Annotated in this window: 26 protein-coding genes and 1 pseudogene; 9 read left to right on the top strand and 18 right to left on the bottom strand. The window is 73.4% G+C overall.

The window, feature by feature from the left end; genetic code table 11:
* Window positions 1–60: 60 nt before the first annotated feature.
* Together SMD20_RS13110 and SMD20_RS13115 are read left to right on the top strand one after the other, a co-directional pair.
* Entirely contained in the window at window positions 61–2,151 is a 2,091-nt protein-coding gene (locus SMD20_RS13110) for a GAF domain-containing sensor histidine kinase (RefSeq protein WP_329579780.1), read from the top strand.
* A complete protein-coding gene (locus SMD20_RS13115; protein WP_329579782.1) occupies window positions 2,148–2,789 on the top strand; it encodes a response regulator transcription factor in 642 nt (213 codons plus the stop codon). The genes SMD20_RS13110 and SMD20_RS13115 overlap by 4 nt, the downstream gene beginning before the upstream one ends.
* Window positions 2,790–2,819: 30 nt before the next feature.
* Here the strand turns inward: SMD20_RS13115 and SMD20_RS13120 are convergent.
* Window positions 2,820–3,788, bottom strand: a pseudogene (locus SMD20_RS13120) (AraC family transcriptional regulator); the annotation flags it as partial.
* Between SMD20_RS13120 and SMD20_RS13125 the strand changes: the two are divergent.
* Window positions 3,782–4,690 carry an SDR family NAD(P)-dependent oxidoreductase gene (locus SMD20_RS13125; protein ID WP_329579785.1) on the top strand — a complete coding sequence of 303 codons (909 nt, stop codon included), beginning with the start codon at window positions 3,782–3,784 and terminating at the stop codon, window positions 4,688–4,690. The pseudogene SMD20_RS13120 and the gene SMD20_RS13125 overlap by 7 nt on opposite strands.
* Before the next feature lie 2 nt (window positions 4,691–4,692).
* On the opposite strand, the gene SMD20_RS13130 is transcribed toward SMD20_RS13125, so the two are convergent.
* From SMD20_RS13130 to SMD20_RS13140, 3 genes are read right to left on the bottom strand one after another with little or no spacing between them, the layout of a single operon-like run.
* On the bottom strand, window positions 4,693–5,178 hold the full coding sequence (locus SMD20_RS13130) for an NUDIX domain-containing protein (protein WP_329579788.1): 486 nt from the start codon (window positions 5,176–5,178) through the stop codon (window positions 4,693–4,695).
* Between the two features lie 8 nt (window positions 5,179–5,186).
* Window positions 5,187–6,152 carry an alpha/beta hydrolase gene (locus SMD20_RS13135; protein ID WP_329579790.1) on the bottom strand — a complete coding sequence of 322 codons (966 nt, stop codon included), beginning with the start codon at window positions 6,150–6,152 and terminating at the stop codon, window positions 5,187–5,189.
* Window positions 6,153–6,188: 36 nt separating this feature from the next.
* The gene (locus SMD20_RS13140) at window positions 6,189–6,506 is read right to left on the bottom strand and encodes a putative quinol monooxygenase (protein ID WP_329579792.1); all 318 of its coding nucleotides are present in this window, start codon (window positions 6,504–6,506) and stop codon (window positions 6,189–6,191) included.
* 160 nt (window positions 6,507–6,666) lie between these two features.
* Between SMD20_RS13140 and SMD20_RS13145 the strand changes: the two genes are divergently transcribed.
* The gene (locus tag SMD20_RS13145) at window positions 6,667–7,554 is read left to right on the top strand and encodes an AraC family transcriptional regulator (protein WP_329579795.1); all 888 of its coding nucleotides are present in this window, start codon (window positions 6,667–6,669) and stop codon (window positions 7,552–7,554) included.
* Here SMD20_RS13145 and SMD20_RS13150 read toward each other — a convergent pair.
* Window positions 7,536–8,390, bottom strand: a complete 855-nt coding sequence (locus tag SMD20_RS13150) for a universal stress protein (RefSeq protein WP_329579798.1) — start codon at window positions 8,388–8,390, stop codon at window positions 7,536–7,538. The two genes, SMD20_RS13145 and SMD20_RS13150, sit on opposite strands and share 19 nt — an antisense overlap.
* 184 nt (window positions 8,391–8,574) lie before the next feature.
* Between SMD20_RS13150 and SMD20_RS13155 the strand changes: the two genes are divergently transcribed.
* The 4 genes from SMD20_RS13155 to SMD20_RS13170 all read left to right on the top strand — a co-directional run bounded on the left by SMD20_RS13155 (window position 8,575) and on the right by SMD20_RS13170 (window position 13,766).
* Entirely contained in the window at window positions 8,575–8,916 is a 342-nt protein-coding gene (locus SMD20_RS13155) for an ArsR/SmtB family transcription factor (RefSeq protein ID WP_329579802.1), read from the top strand.
* 68 nt (window positions 8,917–8,984) lie between these two features.
* Window positions 8,985–10,613 (top strand): SulP family inorganic anion transporter, encoded by a 1,629-nt coding sequence (locus tag SMD20_RS13160; protein WP_329592517.1) that lies wholly within the window; start codon window positions 8,985–8,987, stop codon window positions 10,611–10,613.
* A 55-nt stretch (window positions 10,614–10,668) separates the two neighbouring features.
* Window positions 10,669–11,415, top strand: coding sequence for a beta-phosphoglucomutase family hydrolase (locus SMD20_RS13165; protein ID WP_442942475.1), 747 nt, complete (start codon window positions 10,669–10,671; stop codon window positions 11,413–11,415).
* A complete protein-coding gene (locus SMD20_RS13170) occupies window positions 11,412–13,766 on the top strand; it encodes a glycoside hydrolase family 65 protein (protein WP_329579808.1) in 2,355 nt (784 codons plus the stop codon). The genes SMD20_RS13165 and SMD20_RS13170 overlap by 4 nt, the downstream gene beginning before the upstream one ends.
* Window positions 13,767–13,769: 3 nt before the next feature.
* On the opposite strand, the gene SMD20_RS13175 is transcribed toward SMD20_RS13170, so the two are convergent.
* The 11 genes from SMD20_RS13175 to SMD20_RS13225 form a co-directional block, all read right to left on the bottom strand.
* The gene (locus SMD20_RS13175; protein ID WP_329579811.1) at window positions 13,770–15,671 is read right to left on the bottom strand and encodes an APC family permease; all 1,902 of its coding nucleotides are present in this window, start codon (window positions 15,669–15,671) and stop codon (window positions 13,770–13,772) included.
* A gap of 87 nt (window positions 15,672–15,758) precedes the next feature.
* Window positions 15,759–16,700, bottom strand: a complete 942-nt coding sequence (locus SMD20_RS13180) for an urease accessory protein UreD (protein WP_329579814.1) — start codon at window positions 16,698–16,700, stop codon at window positions 15,759–15,761.
* Window positions 16,682–17,356 carry an urease accessory protein UreG gene (ureG, locus tag SMD20_RS13185; protein WP_329579817.1) on the bottom strand — a complete coding sequence of 225 codons (675 nt, stop codon included), beginning with the start codon at window positions 17,354–17,356 and terminating at the stop codon, window positions 16,682–16,684. Before ureG ends, SMD20_RS13180 begins: the two co-directional genes overlap by 19 nt.
* A gap of 36 nt (window positions 17,357–17,392) precedes the next feature.
* On the bottom strand, window positions 17,393–18,064 hold the full coding sequence (locus SMD20_RS13190; protein WP_329579822.1) for an urease accessory protein UreF: 672 nt from the start codon (window positions 18,062–18,064) through the stop codon (window positions 17,393–17,395).
* Complete coding sequence (ureC, locus tag SMD20_RS13195) at window positions 18,061–19,785, bottom strand: urease subunit alpha (RefSeq protein ID WP_329579824.1); 1,725 nt, start codon at window positions 19,783–19,785, stop codon at window positions 18,061–18,063. The genes SMD20_RS13190 and ureC overlap by 4 nt, the downstream gene beginning before the upstream one ends.
* A gap of 5 nt (window positions 19,786–19,790) precedes the next feature.
* On the bottom strand, window positions 19,791–20,270 hold the full coding sequence (locus SMD20_RS13200; RefSeq protein WP_329579826.1) for an urease subunit beta: 480 nt from the start codon (window positions 20,268–20,270) through the stop codon (window positions 19,791–19,793).
* Between the two features lie 33 nt (window positions 20,271–20,303).
* A complete protein-coding gene (locus SMD20_RS13205) occupies window positions 20,304–20,609 on the bottom strand; it encodes an urease subunit gamma (RefSeq protein WP_329579829.1) in 306 nt (101 codons plus the stop codon).
* 10 nt (window positions 20,610–20,619) lie between these two features.
* Window positions 20,620–21,552 (bottom strand): urea transporter, encoded by a 933-nt coding sequence (locus SMD20_RS13210; RefSeq protein ID WP_329579831.1) that lies wholly within the window; start codon window positions 21,550–21,552, stop codon window positions 20,620–20,622.
* Between the two features lie 119 nt (window positions 21,553–21,671).
* Entirely contained in the window at window positions 21,672–22,049 is a 378-nt protein-coding gene (gene crcB / locus SMD20_RS13215) for a fluoride efflux transporter CrcB (RefSeq protein WP_329579834.1), read from the bottom strand.
* Complete coding sequence (gene crcB / locus SMD20_RS13220; protein ID WP_329579835.1) at window positions 22,046–22,444, bottom strand: fluoride efflux transporter CrcB; 399 nt, start codon at window positions 22,442–22,444, stop codon at window positions 22,046–22,048. The genes crcB (SMD20_RS13215) and crcB (SMD20_RS13220) overlap by 4 nt, the downstream gene beginning before the upstream one ends.
* Window positions 22,441–23,658 (bottom strand): ammonium transporter, encoded by a 1,218-nt coding sequence (locus tag SMD20_RS13225; RefSeq protein WP_329579838.1) that lies wholly within the window; start codon window positions 23,656–23,658, stop codon window positions 22,441–22,443. The genes crcB (SMD20_RS13220) and SMD20_RS13225 overlap by 4 nt, the downstream gene beginning before the upstream one ends.
* A 141-nt stretch (window positions 23,659–23,799) precedes the next feature.
* Here SMD20_RS13225 and SMD20_RS13230 point away from each other — a divergent pair, with 141 nt between their 5' ends.
* Entirely contained in the window at window positions 23,800–24,660 is an 861-nt protein-coding gene (locus SMD20_RS13230) for an LLM class F420-dependent oxidoreductase (protein WP_329579840.1), read from the top strand.
* Window positions 24,661–24,682: 22 nt separating this feature from the next.
* On the opposite strand, the gene SMD20_RS13235 is transcribed toward SMD20_RS13230, so the two are convergent.
* On the bottom strand, window positions 24,683–25,294 hold the full coding sequence (locus tag SMD20_RS13235) for a class I SAM-dependent methyltransferase (RefSeq protein ID WP_329579842.1): 612 nt from the start codon (window positions 25,292–25,294) through the stop codon (window positions 24,683–24,685).
* Window positions 25,291–25,965, bottom strand: a complete 675-nt coding sequence (locus tag SMD20_RS13240; RefSeq protein ID WP_442942476.1) for a TIGR04282 family arsenosugar biosynthesis glycosyltransferase — start codon at window positions 25,963–25,965, stop codon at window positions 25,291–25,293. Before SMD20_RS13240 ends, SMD20_RS13235 begins: the two co-directional genes overlap by 4 nt.
* Between the last annotated feature and the right edge of the window lie 3 nt (window positions 25,966–25,968).

Consider the following 25,968-nt stretch of genomic DNA (forward strand, 5'->3'; position numbering starts at 1 on the left):
ACACTGTCCCGGCCGGACCGGGACCACATGCGGATACGGTGTGGCCCGAGGAGGGGGCGGATGGCGACGGCGCGGCGTGTGCGGGCGGGCGCGTGGGCGTGGTGCGCGCTGCCCCAGACCGCGCTGACCCTGGCCGCGCTGACCCTGGCCGCGCTGACCCTGACCCTGGCCGCCGTGGCGTGCGTCCTCGCCTTCGCCGACGGCACCGCCCCGCTCTCCGTGGTCCACCTGCTGTTCGTGGCGGGGTGCGCGGTGGCCGGCGGGCTGATCGGCGCGCACCGGCCCGGCCACCGGGTGGGGCGACTGCTCGCGCTGAGCGCGTTCTGCTTCGCCCTGATGGAGGCGTGCGGTCATTACGCGATCCTCGGCTCGCGTACCGGCCTGCCGTTCGCGGCGGCGCTGGCCTGGCCGCAGACCTGGTTGTGGATCCCGGCCAACCTGGCGGCCACCCTGATCCCGCTGTACTTCCCCACCGGCCGGCTCTCCTCCCCACGCCTGCGCCCGCCGGTCGCCGTGGCGGTGTCCGTGGCCGCGCTGGCCGCCGTCGCGAACGCGTTCCGTCCGGGGAGCAACCAGCAGGTCGGCATGGGGCCGGGGGTGCCCAACCCGCTCGGCGTCCCCGCGCTGGCGGGCGCGGCGCAGGTGACGGAGTCGGTGCTGACCCTGCTGCTGCCGGCGGTGTTCCTGCTGGGCGCCGCCGACCTCGCCGTAAGGGCGCGGCGCAGCGAGGGCGGGGAACGCCGGCAGATCGCCTGGCTGGTGTACGTCGTCGGCCTGGAGACCGTGGTGATCGGCGCCAGGCTCGCGGCCGGGCTCACCGACGACCGCCCCGGCTCGCCGTGGCCGTCGGACAGCGTGCTGTGGGAAGTGGTCGGGATCGGGGGCGCCACGCTCATGCCGGTCGCCATCTGCGTGGCCGTCCTGCGCCACCGGCTCCTCGACATCGACCTGGTGATCAACCGCACGCTGGTGTACGTGCTCCTGTCGGGCTGCGTGACCGGCGGCTACATCCTCGTGGTCGGCTACCTCGGCGCGCTCTTCCCCGCCGGCGACCTGCCGGTGTCCGTGCTGGCGGCCGGGCTGGTGGCGCTCGCCTTCGCGCCGCTGCGGCAGCGGCTGCAGAGCTGGGTCAACCTGCTGACCTACGGCGAGCGCGACGATCCGTACGCCGCGCTCACCCGGCTCGGCCGCCGGCTGGAGAGCGCCGCGGACCCCGACGCCGTGCTGCCCGGCATCGCGCGGTCGGTCGCCGAGGCGCTCCGCCTGCCGTACGTGGCGGTCGAGACCGACAGGGGCGCCCGCCACGAGCACCGCCTCGGGGGCGGCCCGGCCGCGACCGGCGAGCCGCTCCGGCTGCCGCTGACGCACAACGGCGAACGGGTCGGCGGCCTGGTGCTCGCGCCGCGGCCGGGCGACAGCGGGTTCGGCCCCCGCGACCTGCGTGTCCTCGCCGACCTGGCCCGGCAGGTCGCGGTGGCCGTGCACGCCGTACGGCTCTCCGCCGACCTGCGCCGCTCCCGCGAACGCCTGGTCATGGCGAGGGAGGAGGAGCGCCGCCGGCTGCGCCGCGACCTGCACGACGGCCTCGGCCCCACCCTGGCGGCGCTGACCATGCGCGCCGAGGCGGCGCACGACCTGGTCGCGGACGAGGGCGCGCGGAAACTGCTCGCCGAGATCGTGGACGACGCCGAGACGGCGCTGGCCGACGTCCGGACGCTGGTCGACGGGCTGCGCCCGCCCGCGCTCGACTCCCTCGGCCTGATCGGGGCGCTGCGCGCGCACGCCGCCAGGCAGCCGTCCGGGCTGCGGGTGGACGTGCACGCGCCGGACGACCTGCCTGCGCTGCCCGCCGCCACCGAGGCCGCCGCGTACCGGATCGCGACCGAGGCCCTGGCCAACACCCGCCGGCACGCCGCGGCGGCGCGGGCGTGGTTGCGGGTCGAGCTCGCGGACGGGACGCTGAGACTGGAGATCTCCGACGACGGCCGCGGCCTCCCCGGGAGCGGCCCCGGCGAGGGCGGGGTCGGGCTGGCGTCGATGCGCGAGCGGGCCACCGAGCTGGGCGGTTCGTGCGTGATCGACGAACGCCCCGGCGGCGGGACCCGGGTCCGGGTCGAGCTGCCCGCGGGCGGGGAAGGAGACGAGGGATGATCAGGATCCTGGTGGCCGACGACCACGCGGGCTTCCGGGCGGGGCTGCGTACTCTGCTGGCGACGGCCGAGGGGATCGACGTCGCCGACGAGGCGGCCAGCGGGGAGCAGGCGCTCGCGCTGGCCGGCCGGATCCAGCCGGACGTGGTCCTGATGGACCTGGACATGCCCGGCATGGGCGGCATCGCGGCGACCGAGCGGCTGACCCGCGACCACCCGCACATCAGGGTGCTCGTGCTCAGCATGTCGGACGACGACGACTCGGTGTTCGCCGCCGTCCGGGCCGGCGCCCGCGGCTACGTGGTCAAGGGGGCCCGCAAGGCCGAGCTCGTCCGGTCGGTGCAGACGGTGGCCGAGGGCGGCGCCGTCTTCGGGCCCGCGCTCGCCTCCCGCCTGGCCGCCTACTTCTCCCCGCTGTCAGGGGGACGCACCGAGACCGCCGCGCCCCTGCCCGCGCTGACCCCCAGGGAGCGGGAGATCCTCGCCCTGATCGCCGGCCACCTGACCAACCCGCAGATCGCCGCCCGGCTCGGGCTGAGCCAGAAGACCGTACGCAACCACGTCTCGGCCGTCCTCGCCAAGCTCCAGGTCGCCGACCGCGCCCAGGCGATCCTCCGCGCCCGCGAGGCGGGCCTCTGACCTGTGCGGCCGTTCCGCGCGGCGGTAGTCGCGGGGTGAGAGGCCGAGGCGGCGCTTGAACGCGTTGCTCAGCGCGCTCACCGACCCGTAGCCGACCTGGCGGGCGATCGCCTCCAGCGTCTCGTCGCCGCGGCGCAGCCGGGCGGCGGCCAGTTCGAGGCGCCAGCCGGTCAGGTATTCCAGCGGCCCCTGCCCCACGACCTGCTTGAACCGGGCGGCCAGCGTCGAACGGGACACCGCCGCGACCCCGGCGAGCTGGGACACGGTCCAGGCACGGGTGGGGTCGGCGTGCATGGCCCGCAGGGCGGGAGCCACGACCGGGTCGGTGAGCCCGGCCGGCCAGCCCGACGTCCCGCCCGGACCGGCGGTGACCAGGTGCAGGCGCAGGAGGTGGATCAGCATGACCAGGGCGAGATGCTCGGTGACCAGGGTCGAGGCGGGCGGGCGTTCGCGCAGCTCGGCGGCGATCTGCTCCAGCGCCCAGCGGACGGTGGCGGCCTCGGCCGTGTGGCCGGGCACGTGGATCACCGGCGGCAGCGCGTCGAGCAGCAGCTCCCTGGCCCGTTCGCCGAAGTCGAACCGGCCGCCGAGGAGGATCACGTCCGCGCCGTCGCCGACGCGGGCCACGCCGTCCGTGGCCGCCGCGAAGATCGGCCCGGCCGGGACCGGGCGCACGCCCGCGCCGCCGGCCAGGGTGAAGGCGCGCGGCTGGACGAGCAGGAAGCAGTCGCCCTCGGCCAGCTCGATCGGCTCGGGCACGCCCTCCACGGTGAGCAGGCAGCGCCCGCGGCGGACCGCGTTGAACTTGACCCCCTCCGGCGGCTCGAACGCCAGCGCCCACTCCCCTCCGGCGGCCAGCCCGACGGAGAGGCGGCTGGTCGTGCCGACGAGGGTGAGAACCTCTTCGAGAGGATCGGCATGCTGGACGCTCACGCAACTATTGTCGACTCTGTCGCATTCCACGTCCAGCCGGGCGTTCCTAGGCTGGCCGCATGACACGCATCAGCACCCCTTTCACCGCCAGGACCACGGCCACGGAGATCCTGGCCGGCGTCGACCTCACCGGGCGGCGCGTCATCGTCACCGGCGGCGCCTCCGGGATCGGCGCGGAGACCGTACGGGCCCTGGAGGGAGCCGGAGCCGAGGTCACGGTCGCCACCCGCCGTCCCGCCGCCGGGCAGCGGGCGCTGGACCTGAGCGACCTCGGGTCGGTACGGCGGTTCACGGCCGAATGGAGCGGGCCGGTGCACGCGATCGTGGCGAACGCCGGGATCATGGCGCTGCCTGCCCGCCGGACCACCCCGTACGGCTGGGAGCTCCAGCTCGCGACGAACTTTCTCGGACATTTCGCCCTGATCGACGGCCTGCGCGAGCACCTGCGGCAGGCGGGCGGCGCGCGGGTGGTCATGGTCAGCTCGGGAGCCCAATTGGGCGCGCCGTTCGACTTCGACGACCCGCACTTCGAGCGCCGCCCGTACGATCCGTGGACCGCGTACGCGCAGTCGAAGACGGCCGACGTGCTGCTCGCGGTCGCCGTCGCCCGGCGCTGGGCCGCCGACGGCATCGCCGCGAACGCCCACGAACCCGGCTATGTGCACACCAACCTGCAGCGGCACGTCGACCAGGCCACCATGCGGGCCATGGGCGCGATGGACGACGACGGGAACCTGCTGACCCCCGGCTACTTCAAGACGCCCGAGCAGGGGGCCGCCACCTCGGTGCTGCTCGCCGCGTCCCCCCTGCTGGACGGCGTGACCGGCCGCTACTTCTCCAACGACAACCAGGAGGCCGAGGTCGTGCCGGGCGGCCCGGACGCGACCGGCGGCGTGGCGGCCTGGTCCGTGGACCCCGGCGCCGCCGACCGGCTCTGGGACCTCGCCACCGCCGCCTGCCGGCCGTAGCCCTACAGGCCGAGGCGCACCGGCCGGGGCGGCGGGCCGCCGGCGAGGAGCGCTGCCAGCGGTGTCGCCAGGTCGCGGGGCGAGAACAGCTCGGGCCCGCGGTAGCCGGCGATCTCCTGGAGCGTCCACCAGCGGAAACCGTCGATGTGCTCGGCGGCGAGCTCCGCGTCCGACCGCGCGCCCCGGGGCGCGAACGACGGGGTGCGGACGAGGAAGTAGTCGTTGACCACGCCGTCGTACCCCGCCGCGTGCCCGGAGGCGACCACCCGCTGGTGCCACACGTGCGGCGGGTCGGCCTCGACCGCCAGCCCCACCTCCTCGCCCAGCTCGCGCCGCAGCGCGGCGAGCGAGGTCTCCCCCGGCTCGACGCCACCGCCGGGGGCCGCCCACACGATCTTCTTCTGTAGAGCCAAGCGGCAGAGCAGGATGCGGTCGTCGTCGTCGAGGACGATCGCGCGGACGGCGTGGCGCAGGTTCATCGCAGGCATCCGGCATCCTACGCCGCGGCGAGCCCGTCCAGGGTGCGGGCCAGCCAGCCGGTACGGGTCTCCCGGGCGGCCGCGGACAGCGCGGCCCCGGGGAAGAGCGCGTCGAAGCCGTGGCAGCCGCCGGCCCACACGTGCAGCTCGGCCTGGCCGCCCGCCGCCCAGATGCGGGTGGCGTACTCCACGTCCTCGTCGCGGAAGACCTCGGCGGAGCCCGCGTCCACGTACGTGGCGGGCAGCCCGGACAGGTCGTCCGCCCTGGCGGGCGAGACGTAGGCGGGGACCTCGTCGCCGGCGAGGCCGCCGAGAACGGCGTTCCAGGCGAACGCGTTGGTCTCGCGGGTCCACACGCCGGGCTCGCCGGCGTACTGGCGGCTGGACGTGGTGGTGTTGCGGTGGTCGAGCATGGGACAGATCAGGACCTGGGCGGCGACGGCGGGGGCGCCGCGGTCGCGGGCCATGAGCGTGACGCCCGCGGCGAGGCCGCCGCCGGCGCTGGCGCCCGCGACGACGACGCGGCCAGGGTCGATGCCGAGTTCGGCGGCGTGCTCGGCGACCCACCGCAGGCCCTCGTAGCAGTCCTCGACGGGGGTGGCGCCGCCGGCCTCCGGGGCGAGCCGGTAGCCGACGGTGACCACGGCCGCGCCGAGCCGGTCGAGCCATTCGAGGGGGATGTCGAGCTGCGAGAACCGGTCCCCCATGATCATGCCGCCGCCGTGCATCCAGTAGACGCACGGCGCTCCGGGTCCGGCGCCGGCCGGGGTGAGGACCGTCATCGGGATCGGCGCGCCGCCGGAGCCGGGGACGGTGACGTCGCGCCGCTCGACGGCACGGCCACGCAGCAGGGGCTCGACGGGCGGCGCGGGGATCGCGCGCAGGTCCGCGAGGATCCGCGGGGTGATCTCCGGCACCAGCGGCATGCCGGTGAGCAGGGCGTCGAGCTCGGGGTCGAGAGCGGGGCGAGGGAGGGAGGACATGGCGGTGTTCCTTTCGAGGAGGTCGGAAAGAGGGGGTCAGAAAGCGGCTTTGCCGCCGACGGGCACGTAGTCGGTGTACGGGGCCTGCGCGGCGAGCAGTTCCTGGATCCGGGAGACGAGGGCCTGGGCGGCCGGACCGGCGAAGACCCGGTGGTGCTCCTCCTCGCCGGTCCAGCCCTCGGTGACGTGGACGACGTCGGGGTCCGAGCTCGACCGGCAGACGAGGTACACCAGGCAGTGCTCGCTCGCGGCGGGGCCGCCCTCGTCCAGGGCGGTCAGCAGCAGGCCGGCCAGCCGCTCCCCCATGCCGGGCCGGGCGGTCAGGGTGGCGTTGAACCCGTATCGGATCTTCACGGAGTGCTCCTCGGTCGGAAGGTGTTGCCTTTTCCTCTTGCCGGGCGGCGGGATCGCCGTCGATCAGGTGCTCTTATTTCACCGTTTGACCTCGGAGAACGGTAGAACGAAGCTCCTCGCTTCTTGCCTGATCCTCCACACTTCGTGGTGGAATGGGGGCATGGGATTCGACGAGCTGCGCGCGTCGCTGGCCCGGCACGTCCGGCCGGACGAGAGCACGGCCATCGACGGCCTGTACATCGCCAAGGCCGAGCGGCCGGGCCCGCCGTCGCCCGCGATGTCCGGCACGGTGCTGGCCGTCCTCGCCCAGGGCGCCAAACGGCTGGCGGTGGGCGACCGCGTCCACGAGTACCGCCCCGGCGACTACCTGGTGGCCTCCGTCGACCTGCCGGTCACCGGGCACTTCGTCGGGATAAGTCCGGAACGTCCGGCGCTGGGGCTGGCGCTCGTCCTGGAGCCGTCCGCCGTCGCCGACCTCCTCCTGCACGCCGCCCCCGGCGACCTGCCGCCCGCCCGCGCCGGAGCGCTGCCGGGCATCGCCGTCGCCGGCATGACGGCCGACCTCCTCGACGCCCTGGTCCGCCTGCTCCGCCTGCTCGACCGGCCGGGCGACCGGGCAGTGCTGGCGCCGCTGGTCAAGCGCGAGATCCTCTGGCGGCTGCTCACCGGGGAGCAGGGCGACGCGGTACGCCGGCTCGGCCTGGCCGACAACAGCCTCGGTCACGTCGCCCGCGCCGTCCGCTGGATCCAGGACCACTACGCCGAGCCGTTCCGCGTGGAGGAGCTGGCGCGGCTGGCCGGCATGAGCCCGTCGGCGTTCTACCGCCACTTCCAGACGGTCACCGCGCTGAGCCCCATCCAGTTCCAGAAGCGCATCCGGCTCCAGCAGGCCCGGCTCCTGCTCGCCGGCCGCCCGCACGACATCACCGCCGTCGCCCACCGCGTCGGCTACGACAGCCCCTCCCAGTTCAGCCGCGAGTACCGCCGCCGGTACGGCGTCCCGCCCAGCCGCGACGCCACCCGCCTCCATCACGCGGGCGAGGAGTGAGCCCCCCGCCATGCACGGGGGCGGACCACCGCGACCGGGCAGGTGACGTGGTGCAGCACGCCGTGGCCGACCGAGCCCATGATCGCGGAGGCGAAGCCGCCCAGCCCGCGCGAGCCCACCACGACCAGGTCGGCCGACGCCGCCGCCTCGGTCAGCACGCTCACCGGATGCCCGATCCACGCCTCGTGGGTGATCTCGACGTCGGGGTTCTTCTCCCGCCACCGGTCCACGCCCTCCGCGACCACGCGGGTGTCCTCCTGGTAGAGGTCCACGAGGATGCCGTCGCCGGTGACCACGTACGGGGAGACCGCCGGGGTGCGCCAGACGTGCACGACGTGTAACCGCGCGCCGCGGGCCCTGGCGTGGGCGACGGCGTACTCCATGGCCGCCTCCGCGTGCTCGGAGCCGTCGTAGCCGGCGACCACCCTGCCGTGCCGGGTGTCGCCGGGCCCGCGGACGACCACGACCGGCCCGGCGGCGTGCCCGGCCACGGCCAGGCTCACCGAACCGAGCAGCATGGCCGCGAGCTCCCCCAGCCCCCGGCTGCCGAGGACCACGCTGTCTGCGGTGGCCGCCTCTGCGAGCAGACGGTCGACCACGTTGCCGGCCAGCAGTTCCGTGGTCACCGGCAGGCCGCCGGCCAGTGCGCGGGCCCGGTCGCCGGCAAAGGCGAGCGTGCTCGCGCAGCAGCCCATCGCGTGTTCCTGGCGCCCCTGCTCGCAGGCGTGCACGACGCGCAGGCGCAGGTTCCTGCTCCGGGCCTCGGCGGCGGCCCAGTCCACGGCGGCTCTCGCGGCCGGGGATCCGTCCACGCCGACGACGATGTGTCCGGGCATCACGCGTTCCTCCCTCGCCGGTCCACGCCCCAGGGTCACGCCGTACGCGGCGGGTCCGTAGGGCCGCAAGTACCGGTTGTGCCGGGACCTAAGTCCCTGATTAATCTTCGCACCTAACGAATTGCGAAGTTTCGCAATTGCGAGCACAATGGCGAACGTCCGGCGAGGGAGAGGACGCGCAGAGATGTCGGTGCCGTTGTACGAAGCCAAGGCCGAGCTGTTCAGGCTCCTGGGCCATCCGGTGCGCATCCGCGTCCTGGAGCTGCTGCAGGACGGGCCGAAGCCGGTGCGCGACCTGCTGGCCGCGATCGAGGTCGAGCCGACCGGGCTGTCCCAGCACCTGGCCGTGCTGCGCCGCTCCGAGCTGGTGACCGCCCGCCGCGACGGCTCGACCGTGGTGTACGCGCTGTCCGGCGGCGACGTCGCCGAGCTGCTGCGCGCGGCCCGCGCCCTGCTCAGCGCCAAGCTGTCGGGCCGGCACGCGCTGCTCAGCGAACTACTCGAAGAAGAGACCGACCACCGGTGAATCCCGTGCTCGCGGCGGGCCTCGGCCGCCTGCGCTCCGTCCTGCCCGCCCGCGCCGACCTGGCCGCCATGGGCCGTCATCCGCGGCGTGACCTGCTCGCCGGGCTGACGGTGGCGATCGTGGCGCTGCCGCTGGCGCTCGGGTTCGGCATCTCCTCCGGCCTCGGCGCCGAGGCCGGGCTCGCCACCGCGGTCGTGGCAGGCGTCCTCGCCGCCGTCTTCGGCGGGTCCGCGCTGCAGGTGTCCGGGCCGACCGGGGCCATGACGGTGGTGCTGGTGCCGATCATGCACGCGCACGGCGCGTCCGGCGTGCTCACGGTGGGCGTCATGGCCGGGCTGCTGCTGTTGGGGCTGGCCCTCGCCCGGGCGGGCCGTTACATGGCGCTCGTCCCCGCGCCGGTGGTGGAGGGCTTCACTCTGGGCATCGCGTGCGTGATCGGCCTGCAACAGGTGCCGGCCGCGCTCGGCGTGCCCACCCCCGAAGGGGACAAGGTGCTGGCCGTGGCCTGGCAGGCGGTGCTCGCCTTCGCCGCCCACCCCGACTGGATCGCCGTCACGATGGCCGTCGCCGTCGCGGCGGTGATGCTGGCCGGGGCGCGCCTGCGGCCGGGCGTGCCGTTCTCGCTGCTGGCCGTGGCCGCCGCCACCGTCGTCGCCGAGCTGGCCGGCCTGCCGGTGACGCGCATCGACGCCCTGCCCTCCGGGCTGCCCGCCCCCTCGCTGTCCTTCCTCGACGTGAGCGCGCTGGGCTCGCTGATCGCCCCCGCCGTCGCGGTGGCCGCGCTCGCCGCGCTGGAGTCGCTGCTGTCGGCCGCCGTCGCCGACGGCATGAGCGTCAACCACCGGCACGACCCCGACAGGGAGCTGTTCGGCCAGGGGCTGGCCAACCTGGTGGCGCCGCTGTTCGGCGGCGTGCCGGCCACCGGCGCCATCGCCCGCACCGCCGTCAACGTGCGCTCGGGGGCCTCCTCCCGGCTGGCCGCGCTCGCCCACGCGGCGATCCTCGGGGTGATCGTGTTCACCGCCGCCGATCTCGTGGCCCGCATCCCGCTGGCGGCGCTGGCGGGGGTGCTGCTGGCCACCGCCGTACGGATGGTCGAGGTCGGCTCGGTGGCCGCGATGCTCCGCTCCACCAGGGCCGACGCGCTCGTGCTCACGCTCACCGCGATCGCCACCCTCGCGCTCGACCTGGTCGCCGCCGTCATCCTCGGCCTGGTCGTGGCCGGCGCGCTGGCGCTGCGCGCCATCGCCCGCGACGTCCGGCTGGACGCGATGCCGCTGCACCCGGACCTGCCCGGCGACCACGACGCCGAGGAACACGCGCTGCTGGCCGAGCACATCGTCGCCTACCGGCTGGACGGGCCGCTGTTCTTCGCGGCCGCGCACCGGTTCCTGCTGGAGCTGTCCGAGGTCGCCGACGTCTCGGTGATCGTCCTGCGGATGTCCAGGGTCACCACCGTGGACGCCAGCGGCGCCCTGGTGCTCGGCGACGCCATCTCCCGCCTGGAACGCCGCGGCATCACCGTGTACGTCTCCGGCATCCGCGACGGCCACCACCGGCCGCTGCGCGCCCTCGGCGTCATCTCGCGTCTCGACGAGGCCGGGCAGGTGTTCGCCACCACCCCCGAGGCGATCGCCGCCGCCCGCCACCGCCTCCACCTGGACGGCGTCCTTCCCGCCGTCCGGGCCGACGACTGACGGGTATTCGCAGGTCAGGCGGGTATTCACCTACCTCGGGGGACGAATGCTGGGGATGCCTGAGGGAATTCGCGGGTGCCTGTTCGACATGGACGGCGTGCTGACGCGCACCGCCACCGTGCACGCCGCGGCGTGGAAGACGATGTTCGACGAGTTCCTGCGGAAGCGGGCCGGGACCGCGTTCGTGCCCTTCGACGCGAAGGCCGACTACGACCGCTACGTCGACGGCAAGAAGCGCGTGGACGGGGCGAGGAGTTTCCTGCGGGCGCGGGGCATCGACCTGCCGGAGGGGACACCGGACGACCCGCCCGACGCGATGACCGTCTACGGGCTGAGCAACAGGAAGAACCAGCTCGTCCAGGCCATCATCGACCGGGACGGCGTGGAGGTGTTCCCGGGCTCCGTCCGCTACCTGGACGCGGTCCAGGAGGCGGGGCTGCGCACGGCCGTGGTGTCGTCGAGCGCCAACACCGTGCACGTCCTGACCGCCGCGGGGCTCGCCTCGCGGTTCGAGGCCAGGATCGACGGCGTCGTGGCCCGCGAGCGGGGGCTGGCGGGGAAGCCGGCCCCGGACATGTATCTCGCGGCGGCCGAGGCGCTGGCGCTGCGGCCGGCGGAGGCGGCGGTGTTCGAGGACGCCCTGGCGGGGGTCGCGGCCGGCCGCGCGGGCGGGTTCGGCTTCGTCGTCGGCGTCGACCGGGCGGGGCAGGCGGAGGCGCTGCGCCGGCACGGCGCCGACGTCGTGGTCACCGACCTGGCCGAGCTCCTGGAGCAGGGCACGCGCTCCCGGGGCGCGGGATGATCCGGCACCCCGCGTTCGAGGTCGAGCCGTGGGCGCTCCGGGAGAACCGGCTGGATCTGGACGTGCTGGCGCAGACCGAGTCGGTGTTCGCGCTGTCCAACGGGCACATCGGCCTGCGCGGCAACCTGGACGAGGGCGAGCCGCACGGAGAGCCGGGCACCTATCTCAACGGGTTCTACGAGCTGAGGCCGCTGCCGTACGCGGAGGGCGGCTACGGATATCCGGAGTCGGGGCAGACGGTGGTGAACGTCACCAACGGCAAGCTGATCCGGCTGATGGTCGGCGACGAGCCCTTCGACCTGCGGTACGGGACGTTGCACCAGCATGAACGAGTCCTGGACCTGCGCGCCGGCACCCTCACGCGCACGGCGCACTGGAGCTCGCCGACCGGCACCTCGGTGCGGGTCAGGTCCACGCGGCTGGTGTCGTTCACCCATCGCGCGATCGCCGCGATCCGGTACGAGGTCGAGGCCGTCGACCGGCCGACCCACCTCGTCGTCCAGTCGGAGCTGGTCGCCAACGAGACGCAGACGCCGGCGAGCGACGACCCGCGGGCCGCCGCGGTGCTGCGCTCCCCCCTGGTCCCCGAGGAGAGCGTCGTCGACAGGGACGGCCTGGCGATCATGGTGCACCGCACCCGGGCCAGCGGCCTGCGGGTCGCCACGGGCATGTGGCACGAGATCGACGGGCCGGACGGCACCCTGACCGAGGCGCAGGGCAGCGGCGACGTCAGCCGGGTGACCGTGGCCACGCGCCTGTCCCCCGGCCGGCCGCTGCGGCTGGTCAAGTTCTTCTCCTACGGGTGGTCGCGCAGGCGTTCGCGGCCCGCCCTGCACGATCAGGTGGCCGCGGCGCTGGCGGCCGCCCGCCTGGTCGGCTGGGACGGCCTGCGCGCCGACCAGCGGCGTTTCCTCGACGACTTCTGGGACGGCGCGGACGTGGAGGTGGAAGGCGACGCCGAGGTGCAGCAGGCCGTGCGTTTCGGGCTGTTCCACCTGCTGCAGTCGGCCGCGCGCCTGGAGGAGCGCGCCATCCCGGCCAAGGGCCTGACCGGGTCCGGCTACGACGGGCACGCCTTCTGGGACACCGAGATCTTCGTGCTGCCGGTGCTCACCTACACCTATCCGCGGGCCGTCGCGGACGCCCTGTCGTGGCGGCGGTCCACGCTTCCCCTCGCCCGGGCCCGCGCCGGGCAGCTCGGGCTGCGCGGCGCCGCCTTCCCCTGGCGGACCATCCACGGCGAGGAATGCTCCGGCTACTGGCCGGCGGGGACCGCGGCCTTCCACGTCAACGCCGACATCGCGCACGCGGTCGCCCAGTACGTCGACGCCACCCAGGACGAGACGTTCGACGGCCGGACCGGCCTGCACGTGCTCGTGGAGACGGCTCGGCTGTGGCGCGCCCTCGGGCACCACGACGCGGCCGGGAGGTTCCGCATCGACGGCGTGACCGGACCGGACGAGTACACCGCCCTCGCCGACAACAACGTGTACACGAACCTGATGGCCCAGCGGAACCTGCGCGAGGCGGCCGAGGCCGCGGCCCGCCATCCGGCGCTCGCGGCGCCGCTCGACGTCACGGCGGAGGAGATCCGCGGCTGGCGCGAGGCGGCGGAGGCGATGACCGTCTGCTACGACGAGCGGCTGGGGGTGCACCCGGAGAGCGAGGGCTTCACCCAGCACGCGCTCTGGAACTTCGCCGCCACCGGTCCCGACCGCTACCCGCTGCTGCTGCACTTCCCCTACTTCGACCTCTACCGCCGGCAGGTGGTCAAGCAGGCGGACGTCGTGCTCGCCATGCACCTGCGCGGCGACGCCTTCACGCCCGCCCAGAAGGCCAGGAACTTCGCCTATTACGAGCCTCTGACCGTGCGCGACTCGTCCCTGTCGGCCTGCACCCAGGCGGTCATGGCCGCCGAGGTGGGACACCTGGAGCTGGCCTACCGCTATCTGGGCGAGGCGGCGCTGATGGACCTCGCCGACCTGGAGAAGAACACCGTGGACGGCGTCCACATGGCGTCGCTGGCCGGGGCGTGGATCGCCCTCGTGGCGGGGTTCGGCGGGATGCGCGCGGGCGGGGGGCGGATGTGCTTCGCGCCCGCCCTGCCCTCCGGCATCACCCGGCTCGCCTTCCGGCTGCGTTACCGCGGCAGCCTGCTGAGCGTCAGCGCCACGCGGGAGGCGACGGCCTACCGGCTCCTGCAGGGACCGCCGATCACCCTGATCCATCACGGCGAGCAGTTCGACCTCGGCGGGGAGGAGGTCACCCGGCCCAACCCGCCGCGCCCGGCGCCGCAGGAGCAGGTCCACCAGCCGCCCGGCCGCGAGCCCCGCCCGCGCGCCGGCGGGTGACGTTCAGTTCCCGATGCGGAACGGTACGAAGCACACCATCGCGCCCGTGTGGTCGCGCAGGGACGCGGCCAGAAGCAGGTCACGCTGGGTGTGCAGGAGCCGGTAGCGGGGCCGGGGCGGCTCGATGCGCGGGATCACCACGGCGATCCACCGGCCGCTCGCCTCCTGGCGGCGCACGTACTCGACGACCGGGCGGACCACCGCGTGACGGGGACTGTCCAGGATCTTCAGCCGGGCGTGCGGGTTCCACCGCTCCCACTGCGCGCGCAGGTCGTCGAGCTCGCCCGGGGTGTCGGAGACGACGACGGCGACGACCTCCCCGCCGAGGGCCAGGGCCGCGCCGAGCGCCCGTTCGGACAGGGCGCTGATGGCCGACCCCGGGCTGAGGGGGACGATCACCAGCCGGTCCGCCGGCTCGGGGCGGTGCGGCGCCGCCGGGGTCCGGCCGAGCCCGAGCGCGGCCCCGACCCGGCCGTAGTAGCGCTCCACCCACCGGAAGAGCAGCATCAGCAGCGGGACGGCCACGAGCACCGCCCAGGCGCCTTCCGTGAACTTCGTGAGGAGCAGCACCAGCGTGGCCACCGTCGTCGCGGCGGCGCCGGCGCCGTTCAGCAGCGCCTTGCCCGCCCACGACGGCGGGCGTTCCCGCCACCAGTAGCGGACGAGCCCCATCTGGCTGATCGTGAACCCGGTGAACACCCCGATCGCGAACAGCGGGATCAGCCGGTGAGTCTGCGCGTCCAGCACGATCAGGAGCAGCGCGGCGAGTACGGCCACCGCGACGACGCCGTAGCGGTGGACGGGCCGCTCGGAGCGCAGGGTGAACAGGTGCGGGAGCCGGTGGTCCTTGGCCAGCAGCGCCATCAGCACCGGCAGGCCGCCGAAGCTGGTGTTGGCGGCCAAGCCGAGCGCGAGGGTGACGATGACGTTGACCGCGACGTAGAGCCAGCCCGTGCCGTACGCGCCGGCGGTGAGCTGGGCCAGGATGGTGACGCCCGAGCGCGGCACGACGTGGTCGCGCCGGATGAGCAGCGCCATCCCGAGGAGCATCGTCCCGAGCAGCAGGCCGAGCATCAGCTCGGTCCGCTGGGCCCGGCGCACCCGCGGCGGGCGGAACATCGGCACCCCGTTGGCGATGGCCTCCACGCCGGTCAGCGCCGAGCAGCCCGAGGAGAACGCCCTGAGTATCAGCAGCACGCTGAGTGCCTCGTGCGCGGGCAGGGGGGTGGGCGCGCCGACGACCGCCGCCGGGTGGGAGCGCGCCAGGCCGACGACGACCATGCCGAGGATGCTCGCGATGAACAGCAGGGTCGGCACCGCGAGCACGCGGGCGCTGTCGGCTATGCCGTACAGGTTCAGCGCGGTGAGCAGGGCCAGCCCCACCAGGCAGGTCCCCAGGAGATGGGGACGCAGGACGGGGAAGGCGGAGGCGAGGCTCGCGGCGCCGGCCGCCAGGCTCACCGCGACGGTGAGCACGTAGTCCACGACGAGCGCGGCGGCGGCCAGCAGGCTCACCGCCGGGCCGAAGCTCCGCTTGGCCACCGCGTAGGAGCCGCCGCCGTCGGGGAAGGCGGCGATCACCTGGCAGTAGGAGGTCACCAGCAGGATGAGCAGCGCGGCGATGGCCAGCGTGATCGGCAGCGTGTAACCGACCGCGGCGCTTCCCGCGGCGACGAGGACGAGGGCGATCGCCTCCGGGCCGTAGGCGACGGAGCTGAGCGCGTCGAGGGACAGCGCCACCAGCCCCTGGAAGCTCGTCAGGTGGCGTTTGTCGCCCTCGCCGTGCCGGAGCTGGACCTTGGGCGCCCTGTTCGTGGACAGGAGGGCGCCCGTGGTGGCGACGGCGCGGTTCTCGGACAGGCCCCCCGCCCCCTGAGGGTGGGCATCCGGTTCGTGATCGGCCACCGAGATTCCCCTGTCGTTCCCATCGGCTGTCCGGCGGCCCACCCGCGCGGAGATGTCGCTGTGTCCGGCTCCCCCTGGAACCGGGGTTCAGGGTTTGCGCCGGTCCGGCGCGGGATGTCCCACGGTCAGCCGCCGGGCGAGATCCCACAGCCGGTTCAAGGTCGCGAGGACGGGCGGGGACTCCGGCCCCAGCAGCCGGACCCAGGCGCCCGCCCCGTTCGGCAGGGTGCTCGCCCCACCCGCCGGCCCGCTGCCCGCCGCCACCTCGTGCAGGGCGTCGGCCAGGGCGCCCGCCTCGACGGCCTGGGTGATGACGTACAGGGTGGACAGCACCCCGTGGTCGCCGAACATGGCCGGGCCCGCGACGGGGCAACGCCCGGGGACGAGCCTGAGCGGATCGGCGAACAGCAGCGCGCCGCCGGGGCGGTGCACGGACAGGTCGCTGCAGTAGGCGGTGTAGGCGTGCCGCTCGCCCCGGGCCAGCCGGCCGGCCAGCATGGTCTCGGCGAGGATCGCCGTCGCGCCGGGATCGCAGGTCAGGTGCGTCCGCTGGTAGAAGCGGGAACCGGCGAACGGGATCATCGGGTCCGGCAGGTACTCCAGGTAGCCGCCGGGACCGACCGTGAGCCGGACGAGCTGCGTGCCGTAGTCCTGCTCCATCCGGTAGACCTTGGTGGCGGTCTGGGTGGTCACGTGCACCGAGGCCCCCGCGCCGCAGGTCACGTCGAGGCGGTAGCGGTCGCCCTGGAGGACGCCGGCGCCGGCCGACATGACGAACACGTACGGCAGGTCGGGGCGGGCCGGGTCGTAGTAGAGCGGCCGCATGATCTGCAGCGGCGTCTTCTGGTAGTGGCCGGTCAGCTCGGTGCGCCCGCCGCGCCGCTCGAAAGCCAGGTCGAGCACGCCCACCTTGCCGGGGCTGCCGACCGGCAGGGTGTCGAGGGCCTGGGCGTGCCCGGCCACCTCCTCCGGGACGGAGGGGATCGTGTAGTGGCCGGGCGCGAGCCGGTCTAGGCGCTCGGCGAGCATGCGCGCCTGCGGCTGGTGATGAAGTCGGCGACCTCCGGCAGGCCCGTCCCGCGCAGGGCGTCGGTGAGGATCACCGGCCGGCCCTCGCGGACCCGGTCGGCGTCGCGGGCCATCGCCTCGAGGTCGGCCCGCACGTACGGCGCGATGTCGATCTTGTTGATGACGAGCAGGTCGGAGTCGGTGATGCCCGGCCCGCGTTTGCGCGGCATCTTGTCACCCTCGCCGGTGTCCAGCACGAACAGGTAGACGTCGGCCAGCAGCGGGCTGAAGGTGAGGGTGAGGTTGTCGCCGCCGCTCTCGTACAGCAGCGTGTCGATGTCCCCGAAGCGCTCCAGGAGCTCGGCGCCGGCGGCCAGGTTCATGGACGGGTCGTCGCGGACGGCCGTGTGCGGGCAGGAGCCGGTCTCCACGCCCACGATCCGCGCCGGGTCCAGCACGCCGTCCAGGGTGCGCCTGACGTGGTCGGCGTCCTCCTGGGTGTAGATGTCGTTGGTGATGACGCCGACGCTGTGCCCGCGCCGCAGCAGGATCGGCACGAGCGCCTCGATCAGCGCCGTCTTGCCCGAGCCGACCGGGCCGCCGACGCCGACCTTGAAGACGCGGTCCAGCGCCGTGGTCAGGTGGGTGTCGACGGCCGGGTGCGCGTGTCGATGCATGGGTGTGCGCAGCCTTTCCTGTGATGAAGAGCCGAGTCATGTGGTGAAGAGCCGAGCAGGCGCCCGTTCGTGGGCGCAGCTCATCGTGTCGGCGATCGGCGTGGCGGCGTGCAGGTCGAGCGGGCCGCGGGCGGCCAGCGCGGCGGCCGCGGCCCGCTCGATCGTGTCCCCGGCGCCGTACAGGGTGGCCTGGGCCTGGCGGAAGTCGAGCCGGCGCAGCCGGACGGCCGCGCTGACCCAGCTCGCCGCGAAGGCGTACAGGTCGCCCGTCACCGCGCCCTCCTCGGGCACGCCCAGCCCGGCGTAGGCCGTGCCGAGGACGACCGCGTGGTTGCCCGGCGTGGCTCCCGTCGCGACCAGCTCGGCCAGCCGGAGCAGCTCCGGGGTGGCGAAGACCGTGGCGGCCGTGCGCAGGACCTGGTTGCCGGTCCTGGTCGCCGCCGCCCGCAGCTCGCGGTTCAGCTTGATGGCGTGCAGCCGCCGGTCGACCGCGACCACCGCGTCCCAGTCGTCCCCGCGTACGGCCCGGTGCGCGAGCGCCAGCGCGGTGGCGTCGCCCGGTCCGGCCGCGTGCAGCAGCACGTCCTCCAGCAGCGCGGCGACGTCCACGGGCCCCGCCTGGGCGTAGGCCTCCAGCCCGTGCGAGAGCGTGTACAGCCCTCCGGGGAAGGCGGAGTCGGCCAGCTGGAGCTGGGCGAGCAGGCTCATGCCAGGAAGAACAGGTGGTTCAGCGGCAGTTCCTCGGCCGGTGCGATGGTCGCGTGCTCGCCGTCGACGGTGACCTTGAACGTCTCCGGGTCCACGGCGATCCTCGGCAGCGCGGAGTTGCGCACCATGTGCCGTTTGTCGACCGTACGGGTGTGGCGCACCCGGGCGATCAGCCGCTGCAGGCCGAGCCGGTCCGGCACTCCGGCGGCGATGGCGGCGTCCGGCAGGAAGGTCACGTTGCTCTTGCGCTGCGCCATCCCCATCGCGCCGAACATCGGCCGGTAGTAGACGGGCTGCGGCGTCGGCAGCGAGGCGTTCGGGTCCCCCATCTGCGCCCAGTTGATCAGCCCGCCCTTGACCACGACGGCGGGCTTGGCGCCGAACGAGGTGAACGGCCAGAGCACGATGTCGGCCAGCTTGCCGTCCTCCAGCGAGCCGACCGTCTCGGCGATGCCCACGGTCCTGGCCGGGTTGATGGTCAGCTTGGCCAGATAGCGCAGCACCCGCTGGTTGTCGTTGCGCTCGGAGTCCTCCGGCAGCTTGCCCCGCTGGTCCTTGCAGTGGTGCGCGGTCTGGAAGGCCCGGGTGAAGGTCTCGCCGATCCGGCCCATGGCCTGGGAGTCGGAGGAGAACATGCTGATCACGCCCATGTCCTGCAGCACCGTCTCGGCGGCGATGGTCTCCGCGCGCACCCGGCTGTCGGCGAACGACACATCCTCGGGGATGTCGTGGCTGAGGTGGTGGCAGACCATCACCATGTCGAGCAGCTCGTCCACCGAGTTGATCGTGTACGGCAGCGTCGGGTTCGTCGAGGACGGCAGCGCGTTCGGCTCGCCGGCGATGCGGATCAGGTCGGGCGCGTGCCCGCCGCCCGCGCCCTCGGTGTGGAAGGTGTGGATGGCCCGGCCGTCGATGGCGCTGATGGTGTCCTCCAGGTAGCCGGCCTCGTTGAGGCTGTCGGAGTGCAGCGCCACCTGGACGTCGTAGTCGTCGGCCACCCGCAGCGCGCAGTCCACCACGGACGGGGTGGAGCCCCAGTCCTCGTGCACCTTGAGCACGCACGCCCCGGCCTCGATCTGCTCGGCCAGCGAGCCCGGCAGGCTGGAGTTGCCCTTCGCCATGATGCCGATGTTGACCGGCAGCGCCTCGACGGCCTGGAGCATCCGGCCGATGTTCCACGGGCCGGGCGTGCAGGTCGTGCCCCGGGTGCCGTCGGTGGGGCCGGTGCCGCCGCCGATCAGCGTCGTGATGCCGTTGGAGAGCGCGGCCTGGGCCTGCTGCGGCGCGATCAGGTGGACGTGCGGGTCGATGGCGCCCGGCGTGGCGATCATGTGCTCGCCCGCCAGCACCTCCGTGCCCACGCCGATGACCAGCCGGCGGTCCACGCCGTTCTGGGTGTGCGGGTTGCCCGCCTTGCCGATACCGACGATCTTGCCGTCCTTGATGCCGATGTCGCCCTTGACGACGCCGAGGATCGGGTCGAGCACGACCGCGTTGGTGATCACCAGGTCGAGCGCGATCGTGGCGTTCTGCGAGAGCGGGTCGGCCGACATGCCGTCGCGCACGGTCTTGCCGCCGCCATAGACGGCCTCGTCGCCGTAGTGGCCGGCGGTGTGGTCCTTCTCGATCTCGATGACCAGGTTGGTGTCCGCCAGACGGACGCGGTCGCCCACCGTCGGGCCGAACATGCTCCCGTACTGCTCGCGGCTCATCGTGGCCATCGGTGTCAGCCCTTCTTCCTGCTGGGGGACTTCTTGGACACGGCGGGTTTCTGTGGTTTCTGCGGCTTCTCCTGCTTGGCGCCGCCGGCGGGCTGGATGGTGGCCGAGGGCTCCGGCTCGTCGGCGTAGCCGAGCTCGGCCAGCCGCCGCAGCGCGCGGATCCTGGCGTCCCTGGTCCTGAGGCCGCCGTCGACCAGGCCGGCGAAGCCGACGATCCGCATCCCGCCGCCGTACTCGACCAGGTTCACCTGGTGGGTGTCGCCCGGCTCGATGCGGACCGCGGTGCCCGCCGGGATGTCCAGGTGCATGCCGTACGCCTTCTCCCGGTCGAAGCGCAGCGCCCGGTTGGCCTCGAAGAAGTGGTAGTGCGAGCCCACCTGGACGGCCCGGTCCCCGGTGTTGCGCACGGTCAGCCTGACCGTGCGCCGCCCGGCGTTGATCTCGATCGGGCCGTCGGCGTAGACGACCCTGTCCGTGTCCGTCATGACGAACCGGTCCTTTCTGCTCCGGCGGCGGTGTCAGCCGCCGATGGGGTCGTGGCAGGAGACGAGCTTGGAGCCGTCCTTGAACGACGCCTCGACCTGCATCAGCTTGAGCATTTCGCGCACGCCCGGCATGACGTCGCCGGCGCCGAGCACGTTCTTGCCGAGCTCCATGCACTCGGCGACGGTCTTGCCCTCCCTGGCGCCCTCCAGCACCGCGACGCTGATCAACGCCACCGCCTCGCTGTAGTTCAGCTTGAGGCCGCGGTCACGCCGCTTGGCCGCCACCTCGGCGACCACGTAGACCAGCAGTTTGTCGATCTCACGCGGAGCGAGATTCATGAGCTCTCCTTCAAGTGGGAACGCGCCGGACGCCGGACAACACCGGCACCGCCGCCAGAAAGATCCAGGTGATCACGACGAACGGCCAGGTCAGCGTGTGCCCGCCGACCGGCGCGAACAGGTCCGCGACGAACGCCGTCAGGACGGTCGCCGAGATCACGCCCGCCAGGGCGTAGGCCAGGCCGAGGGCGCTCGGCATGACGAAGGTGCCGTACAGGGCGATCCCGGTGAGCACCGCGTTGTAGCCGTACAGGCCCGCCCCGATGTCGGCGGCGTGCGCGCCGAGCAGGACCGCCACCACGATGCCCACCGCGCTGGAGACCAGCGCGACCGCGGCCACCATCCAGCCGGCGAACGCCAGGCCGATCAGGAAGATCAGCCCGACGTACCATGTGCTCTGGAAGAACACCTGGCCGATGCCGTTGAACAGGCCCTGCCACAGGTCGGAGAACGTCACCGACGCCCCCGGGTGCGCGGCCGACGGCGGCGTCGCGAAAGCGCGCCCGCGCCAGAGCCGCTCGTACGCGGGAGCGCCGACCACCATGAACGTGGTCACCGCGCAGAACGGCGCCGTGAGCGTCGGCAGGTTGTGCGGGGTCAGCAGGGCGTTCAGCGCCGACGTCAGGACGCTGCCCATGATCGCTCCGAGGATCACGAGCAGCACGGTGATCCAGCGGGTGTTGAAGTACAGCACCAGCGCGACGCCGATCAGCGTCCCGTTGAAGCCCTCCAGGCCGCCGGTCAGCCGGTCCCGCGAAGCGCCGAGAACCCGGGCGGTGAGCGTCGCCACGACCGTGCCGAGCAGTCCGAAGACCCCGAACTGCCAGCCGCCGGCGAACAGCGCGACGACGAAGCAGATCGCCGTCCGCCAGTCGGTCTGGAACTCGACCTGGCTGATGCCTCGGAGCGTGCCGAGCGGCATGCCCGAGACCGTTGCGCGCATGCCCGCTCACTCCTTCTGCCGTTCGTGGCTCGGACAACCGACGTCGTGCCCGGCGAGTTGTCCGCCAAAGCGGTGATTACCATTTGCTGAACGACCATGGACAAGGCTGTACGCCTCTCTCACCCGGCGATCGCCCGGCCCAGCAGATAGCACAGGAAGACGGCGGCCAGGCCCAGGACGAGGTTCATGGCGATGTTGACCATCGCCTTGCCCGTGGAGCCCGCGGTGAGCAGCTTGTACGTGTCGGTGCTGAAGGTGCTGAACGTGGTCAGCGCGCCGCAGAACCCGGTGCCGATCAGCGACAGCACCACGCTCGGCAGGGCGTCGCGCGAGGCGAAGCCCATCAGCAGTCCGAGGACGGCCGAGCCGATCACGTTGACGGCCAGCGTGCCCCAGGGCAGCTCGGTGCCGGCGCGCCGCTTGACGGCGGCGTCCACGAGGTAGCGTGCGGGGGCGCCGATCAGGCCGCCGACGAAGACCGCCAGGACGAGGATCATCGCTTGCCCTTCCCCGCGGTGATGCCGATCCAGACGGCCAGCAACCCGAGGACGACGCTGAGCACGAGGTAGACCGCGGCCCACCCCGGCGAGCCGCCCACCGTGAGCTCGCGTACGCCGTCCACGAAGTGGGAGAAGGTGGTGAAGCCGCCCAGGAACCCGGTGCCGAGCAGCAGCTTGGCCGGCCGGCGGTGCAGCGGGAGCCTGGTCAGCTCGCTGGTCAGCAGCCCCATGAGCAGGCAGCCCAGGACGTTGACCACCAGCGTCGGCCACGGCAGCGGGTGGTCGGCGCCCGGCAGGGTCTGGGTGAGCAGATGCCGTACGACCGCGCCGACGCCGCCGCCGACCGCGACGAGGACCAGGGCCCGCGCGGGAGGCGCGGCGGCGGCCGTCATCCCTCGGTCCCGAGCTGGACGTCGGTGCCGGCGAGCTGCTCGGCCTCGGTCTCGCGCATGCGCAGCAGTCTGTCCACGGCCTTGCCGATCAGGTAGGTCACGACGAAGGAGTAGATCCCGACCGCGATGATCGCGGCGATCTGCTTGAGCAGCAGCTCGATCGACCCCCCGTACAGCAGCCCCTTGGTCGGGCTTGCCACGGCGCCGGTCGCGAGCAGGCCGATGAGGACCACGCCGACCACGCCGCCCGCGCCGTGCACGCCGACGACGTCGAGGGTGTCGTCGTAGCCGAGGACGAGCTTCCAGGTGACGGCGAACGACACCACGACGGCCGCCACGATCCCCACGATGAAGGCGCCCTCGGAGTTGACGTAGGCGCAGGAAGGGGTGATGGCCACGAGCCCGGCCAGCGCCCCCGTGGCCGAGCCCAGCCGGGTGAAGTGCTTGTAGCGGAACCACTCGATGACCAGCCACGTCAGCATCCCAGCCGCACCGGCGATCATGGTGCTGAGGAACGCGGTCACCGCCACGCTGCCGTCGGCCATGGCTGAGCCGGCGTTGAAACCGAACCAGCCGAACCACAGCAGGGCCAGGCCGAGCATGACCAGCGGGATGTTGCTGGGCCGGGGCGGCTCCTTCCGCCGGAACCTGACGCTCGGGCCCAGCGCGATGGCCAGGGCCAGGCCCGCCATGCCGGAGTTCAGCTCGACGACCAGGCCGCCGGCGAAGTCGAGCACCCCCCAGCGGTTGATCCACCCGGCCGGGTCGAACACCCAGTGCGCGATGGGGAAGTACACCAGCGTCACCCACACGACGGAGAAGACGATCCACGGCCCGAGCCTGGTCCGCCCCGCCACCGAGCCGCTGATCAGCGCCACCGTGATGATCGCGAACGTGAGCTGGAACAGCGCGAAGGCGTACGTCGGGACGCGGCCGTGCAGCATGACGGGAGAGATGTCGGCGAAGCGCAGGTCCCCGAACCCGATCAGCCCGGCGCCGCCCACGTCGGGGCCGAAGACGAGGCCGTATCCGTAGCCGAACCACAGGATGGTCACCAGCGCGATCGAGACGAAGCTCATGAAGATCATGCTCAGCACGTTCTGCGCGCGGACCATGCCGCCGTAGAAGAAGGCGAGCCCAGGGGTCATGAGCAGCACCATGGCGGCGCTGACGAGAACCCACGCGGAGTCTCCGGTGTTCAGACCTGGTGGCATGAGCCGACCTCCTTTTTCCTCTGGAAAGGTGATCGGCCGAGCCAGTGCCAAAACGGTACTGAATTTCTTTTGCCGAAGATATGTCGCAATCATCGGCGTTCGATCTGGGCACGTCAGTGCCATACGAAGGGAGAAGACGTCATGGATCTTTCCGGTGTGGGCGTGTGGAGCCATCACCTGCGTTACGGCGATCCGGGTGAGGCCGCGGAGGCGGCGACCGAGCTGGAGGAGCTGGGCTACAGCGCGCTGTGGGTGCCGGACACGGGAGGGCCGGTCTTCGAGGCCGTCGGCAACCTCCTGACGGCCACCCGCCGGATCGTCGTGGCCACCGGGATCCTGAACCTCTGGATGCACGATCCCGCCGACGTCGCCGCGTCCTTCACCTCGCTCTCCTCGGCCCACCACCGCCGCTTCCTCATGGGCATCGGCGTGAGCCACGCGGTGGCGGTGGACCGGCAGGAGCCGGGCCGCTACCGCAAGCCTCTGGCGGCGATGACGGCGTTCCTCGACGCGCTGGACCAGGCGGATCCGCCCGTGCCGGAGGACAGCCGGGTGCTGGCCGCGCTCGGTCCGAAGATGCTGGACCTCGCCGCGAAGCGGGCGCGGGGGGCGCATCCGTACCTCGTCACGCCCGAGCACACCCGGCAGGCGCGAGAGGCGCTGGGGGACGGCCCGCTGCTGCTCCCCGAGCAGACGGTGATCCTCTGCTCGGGCAAGGACGAGGCGCGCGCGATCGGCGGGGAATGGCTGCGGCGCTACCTGTCGCTGCCGAACTACGCCAACAACCTGCTGCGCCTCGGCTACACGGAGGAGGACGTGGAGTCGGTGAGCGACCGGCTGTTCGACGACGTGATCGCCTGGGGCGACGAGGAGGCGATCAGGCGCCGGCTGGACGAGCACCGCGCCGCCGGCGCGAATCACGTCTGCGTACAGGTCCTCACGGCCGACGCCGACGCCCTGCCGCGTCGCGAGTGGCGCGCCCTCGCCGTCGCGCTCATGTGAGCCGGGTTCCTGTCGGCCAGGTTCAGCGGATCAGGGCCAGCCAGCGGCCGTGCGCCGGCCAGCAGCGGGCCTCGCCGAACCCGGCGGCCAGCGCGACCCGGCGCAGATCGCTCGCCGAGACGGTCGCCCAGGCGAACCATGCGCCGGTGACCTGTCCGCGGCGCAGCCGTACCCGGTCGACCCGGCTCGTCGTGCCGGGCGGCGCGACCTCGGCCAGGACCGTGCCGCCGGGCCGCAGGAGCTGCCCGGCCCGCCGCAGCAGGGCCTCGGGGTGGCCGCCGATGCCGATGTTGCCGTCGGCGAGCAGCGCCGTCGCCCACCGGCCGCTGAAGGGGACGTCGTCGTAGACGTCCCTGAGCAGGGCGAATCCTCCGGCGCGGCGCGTCAGTGCGACGGCGCGCGGGGTGATGTCGATGCCGAGCGAACGCACGCCGCGCCGGGTCAGCGCCGCCGTCAGACGCCCGGGGCCGGAACCGATGTCGAGCGTGGGACCCGCGCAGCGGCTCAGCAGCTCCTCGTCGCCGTCGATGGGCTCGAACCAGCGGGCGGCCTCCAGGGGGACGCGGGTGCCGTCCACGTACTCGAGTTCGGCGTTCTCCCCGGCGAGCGCGTCGGCGTAGAGCTCCCCGATCATCGGCCCAGCTCCCGCAGCGCGGCGGCGAAGCAGGATCCCGGCGCCTGGCCCGCCACCGTGGCGGCGTCGGCGGCGGTGTCGACGTCGGTCAGCTCGGGCAGCAGGCGCACGCTCAGCCCGGCGCGTTCGAGCCGGTCGAGCTGGAGCTTGCCGGTGTCCGGGCGCGACATGGGCACCCCCAGCAGCAGCGCGGGGTCGGGCCTGCGCAGGCCGAGCAGCCAGAAGCCGCCGTCGGCGGCCGGGCCGTACACCGCGTCGTGCTCCGTCAGCGCCGCGCCGGCCTCCTCCAGCAGGGCGGGCGTGACCTGCGGGGTGTCCATGCCGATGAGGACGACGGGGCCCGGCCGGAGCCGGTGGGCGTCGGAGAACGCGGCGGCCAGGCGCTCGTCCAGCCCCTCGCCGCGCTGCGGGATCACCACCAGGCCCTGGGGCAGCCAGCTTCCCGGCAGCCCGTCCAGCGCCAGCACCCGCTGGGCGGCCGGCGTGGCGGCGACGGCCCGCAGGCTGTCGCGCAGCGCGGCCTCGGCCAGGACGGCGGCCTGCTCCGGGCTGAACGGCGGGGTCAGCCGGGTCTTCACCCTGCCCGGCACCGGCTCCTTGGCAATGACCAGGAGCTGCGGCAGATGATCGGGAAGACGGTGACTCGGACGGTGACTCGGACGGTGACTCAACGG

It is taken from the genome of Nonomuraea sp. LP-02 (genome assembly GCF_036289125.1).
In the GTDB taxonomy this organism is placed as follows: Bacteria; Actinomycetota; Actinomycetes; order Streptosporangiales; family Streptosporangiaceae; genus Nonomuraea; species Nonomuraea bangladeshensis.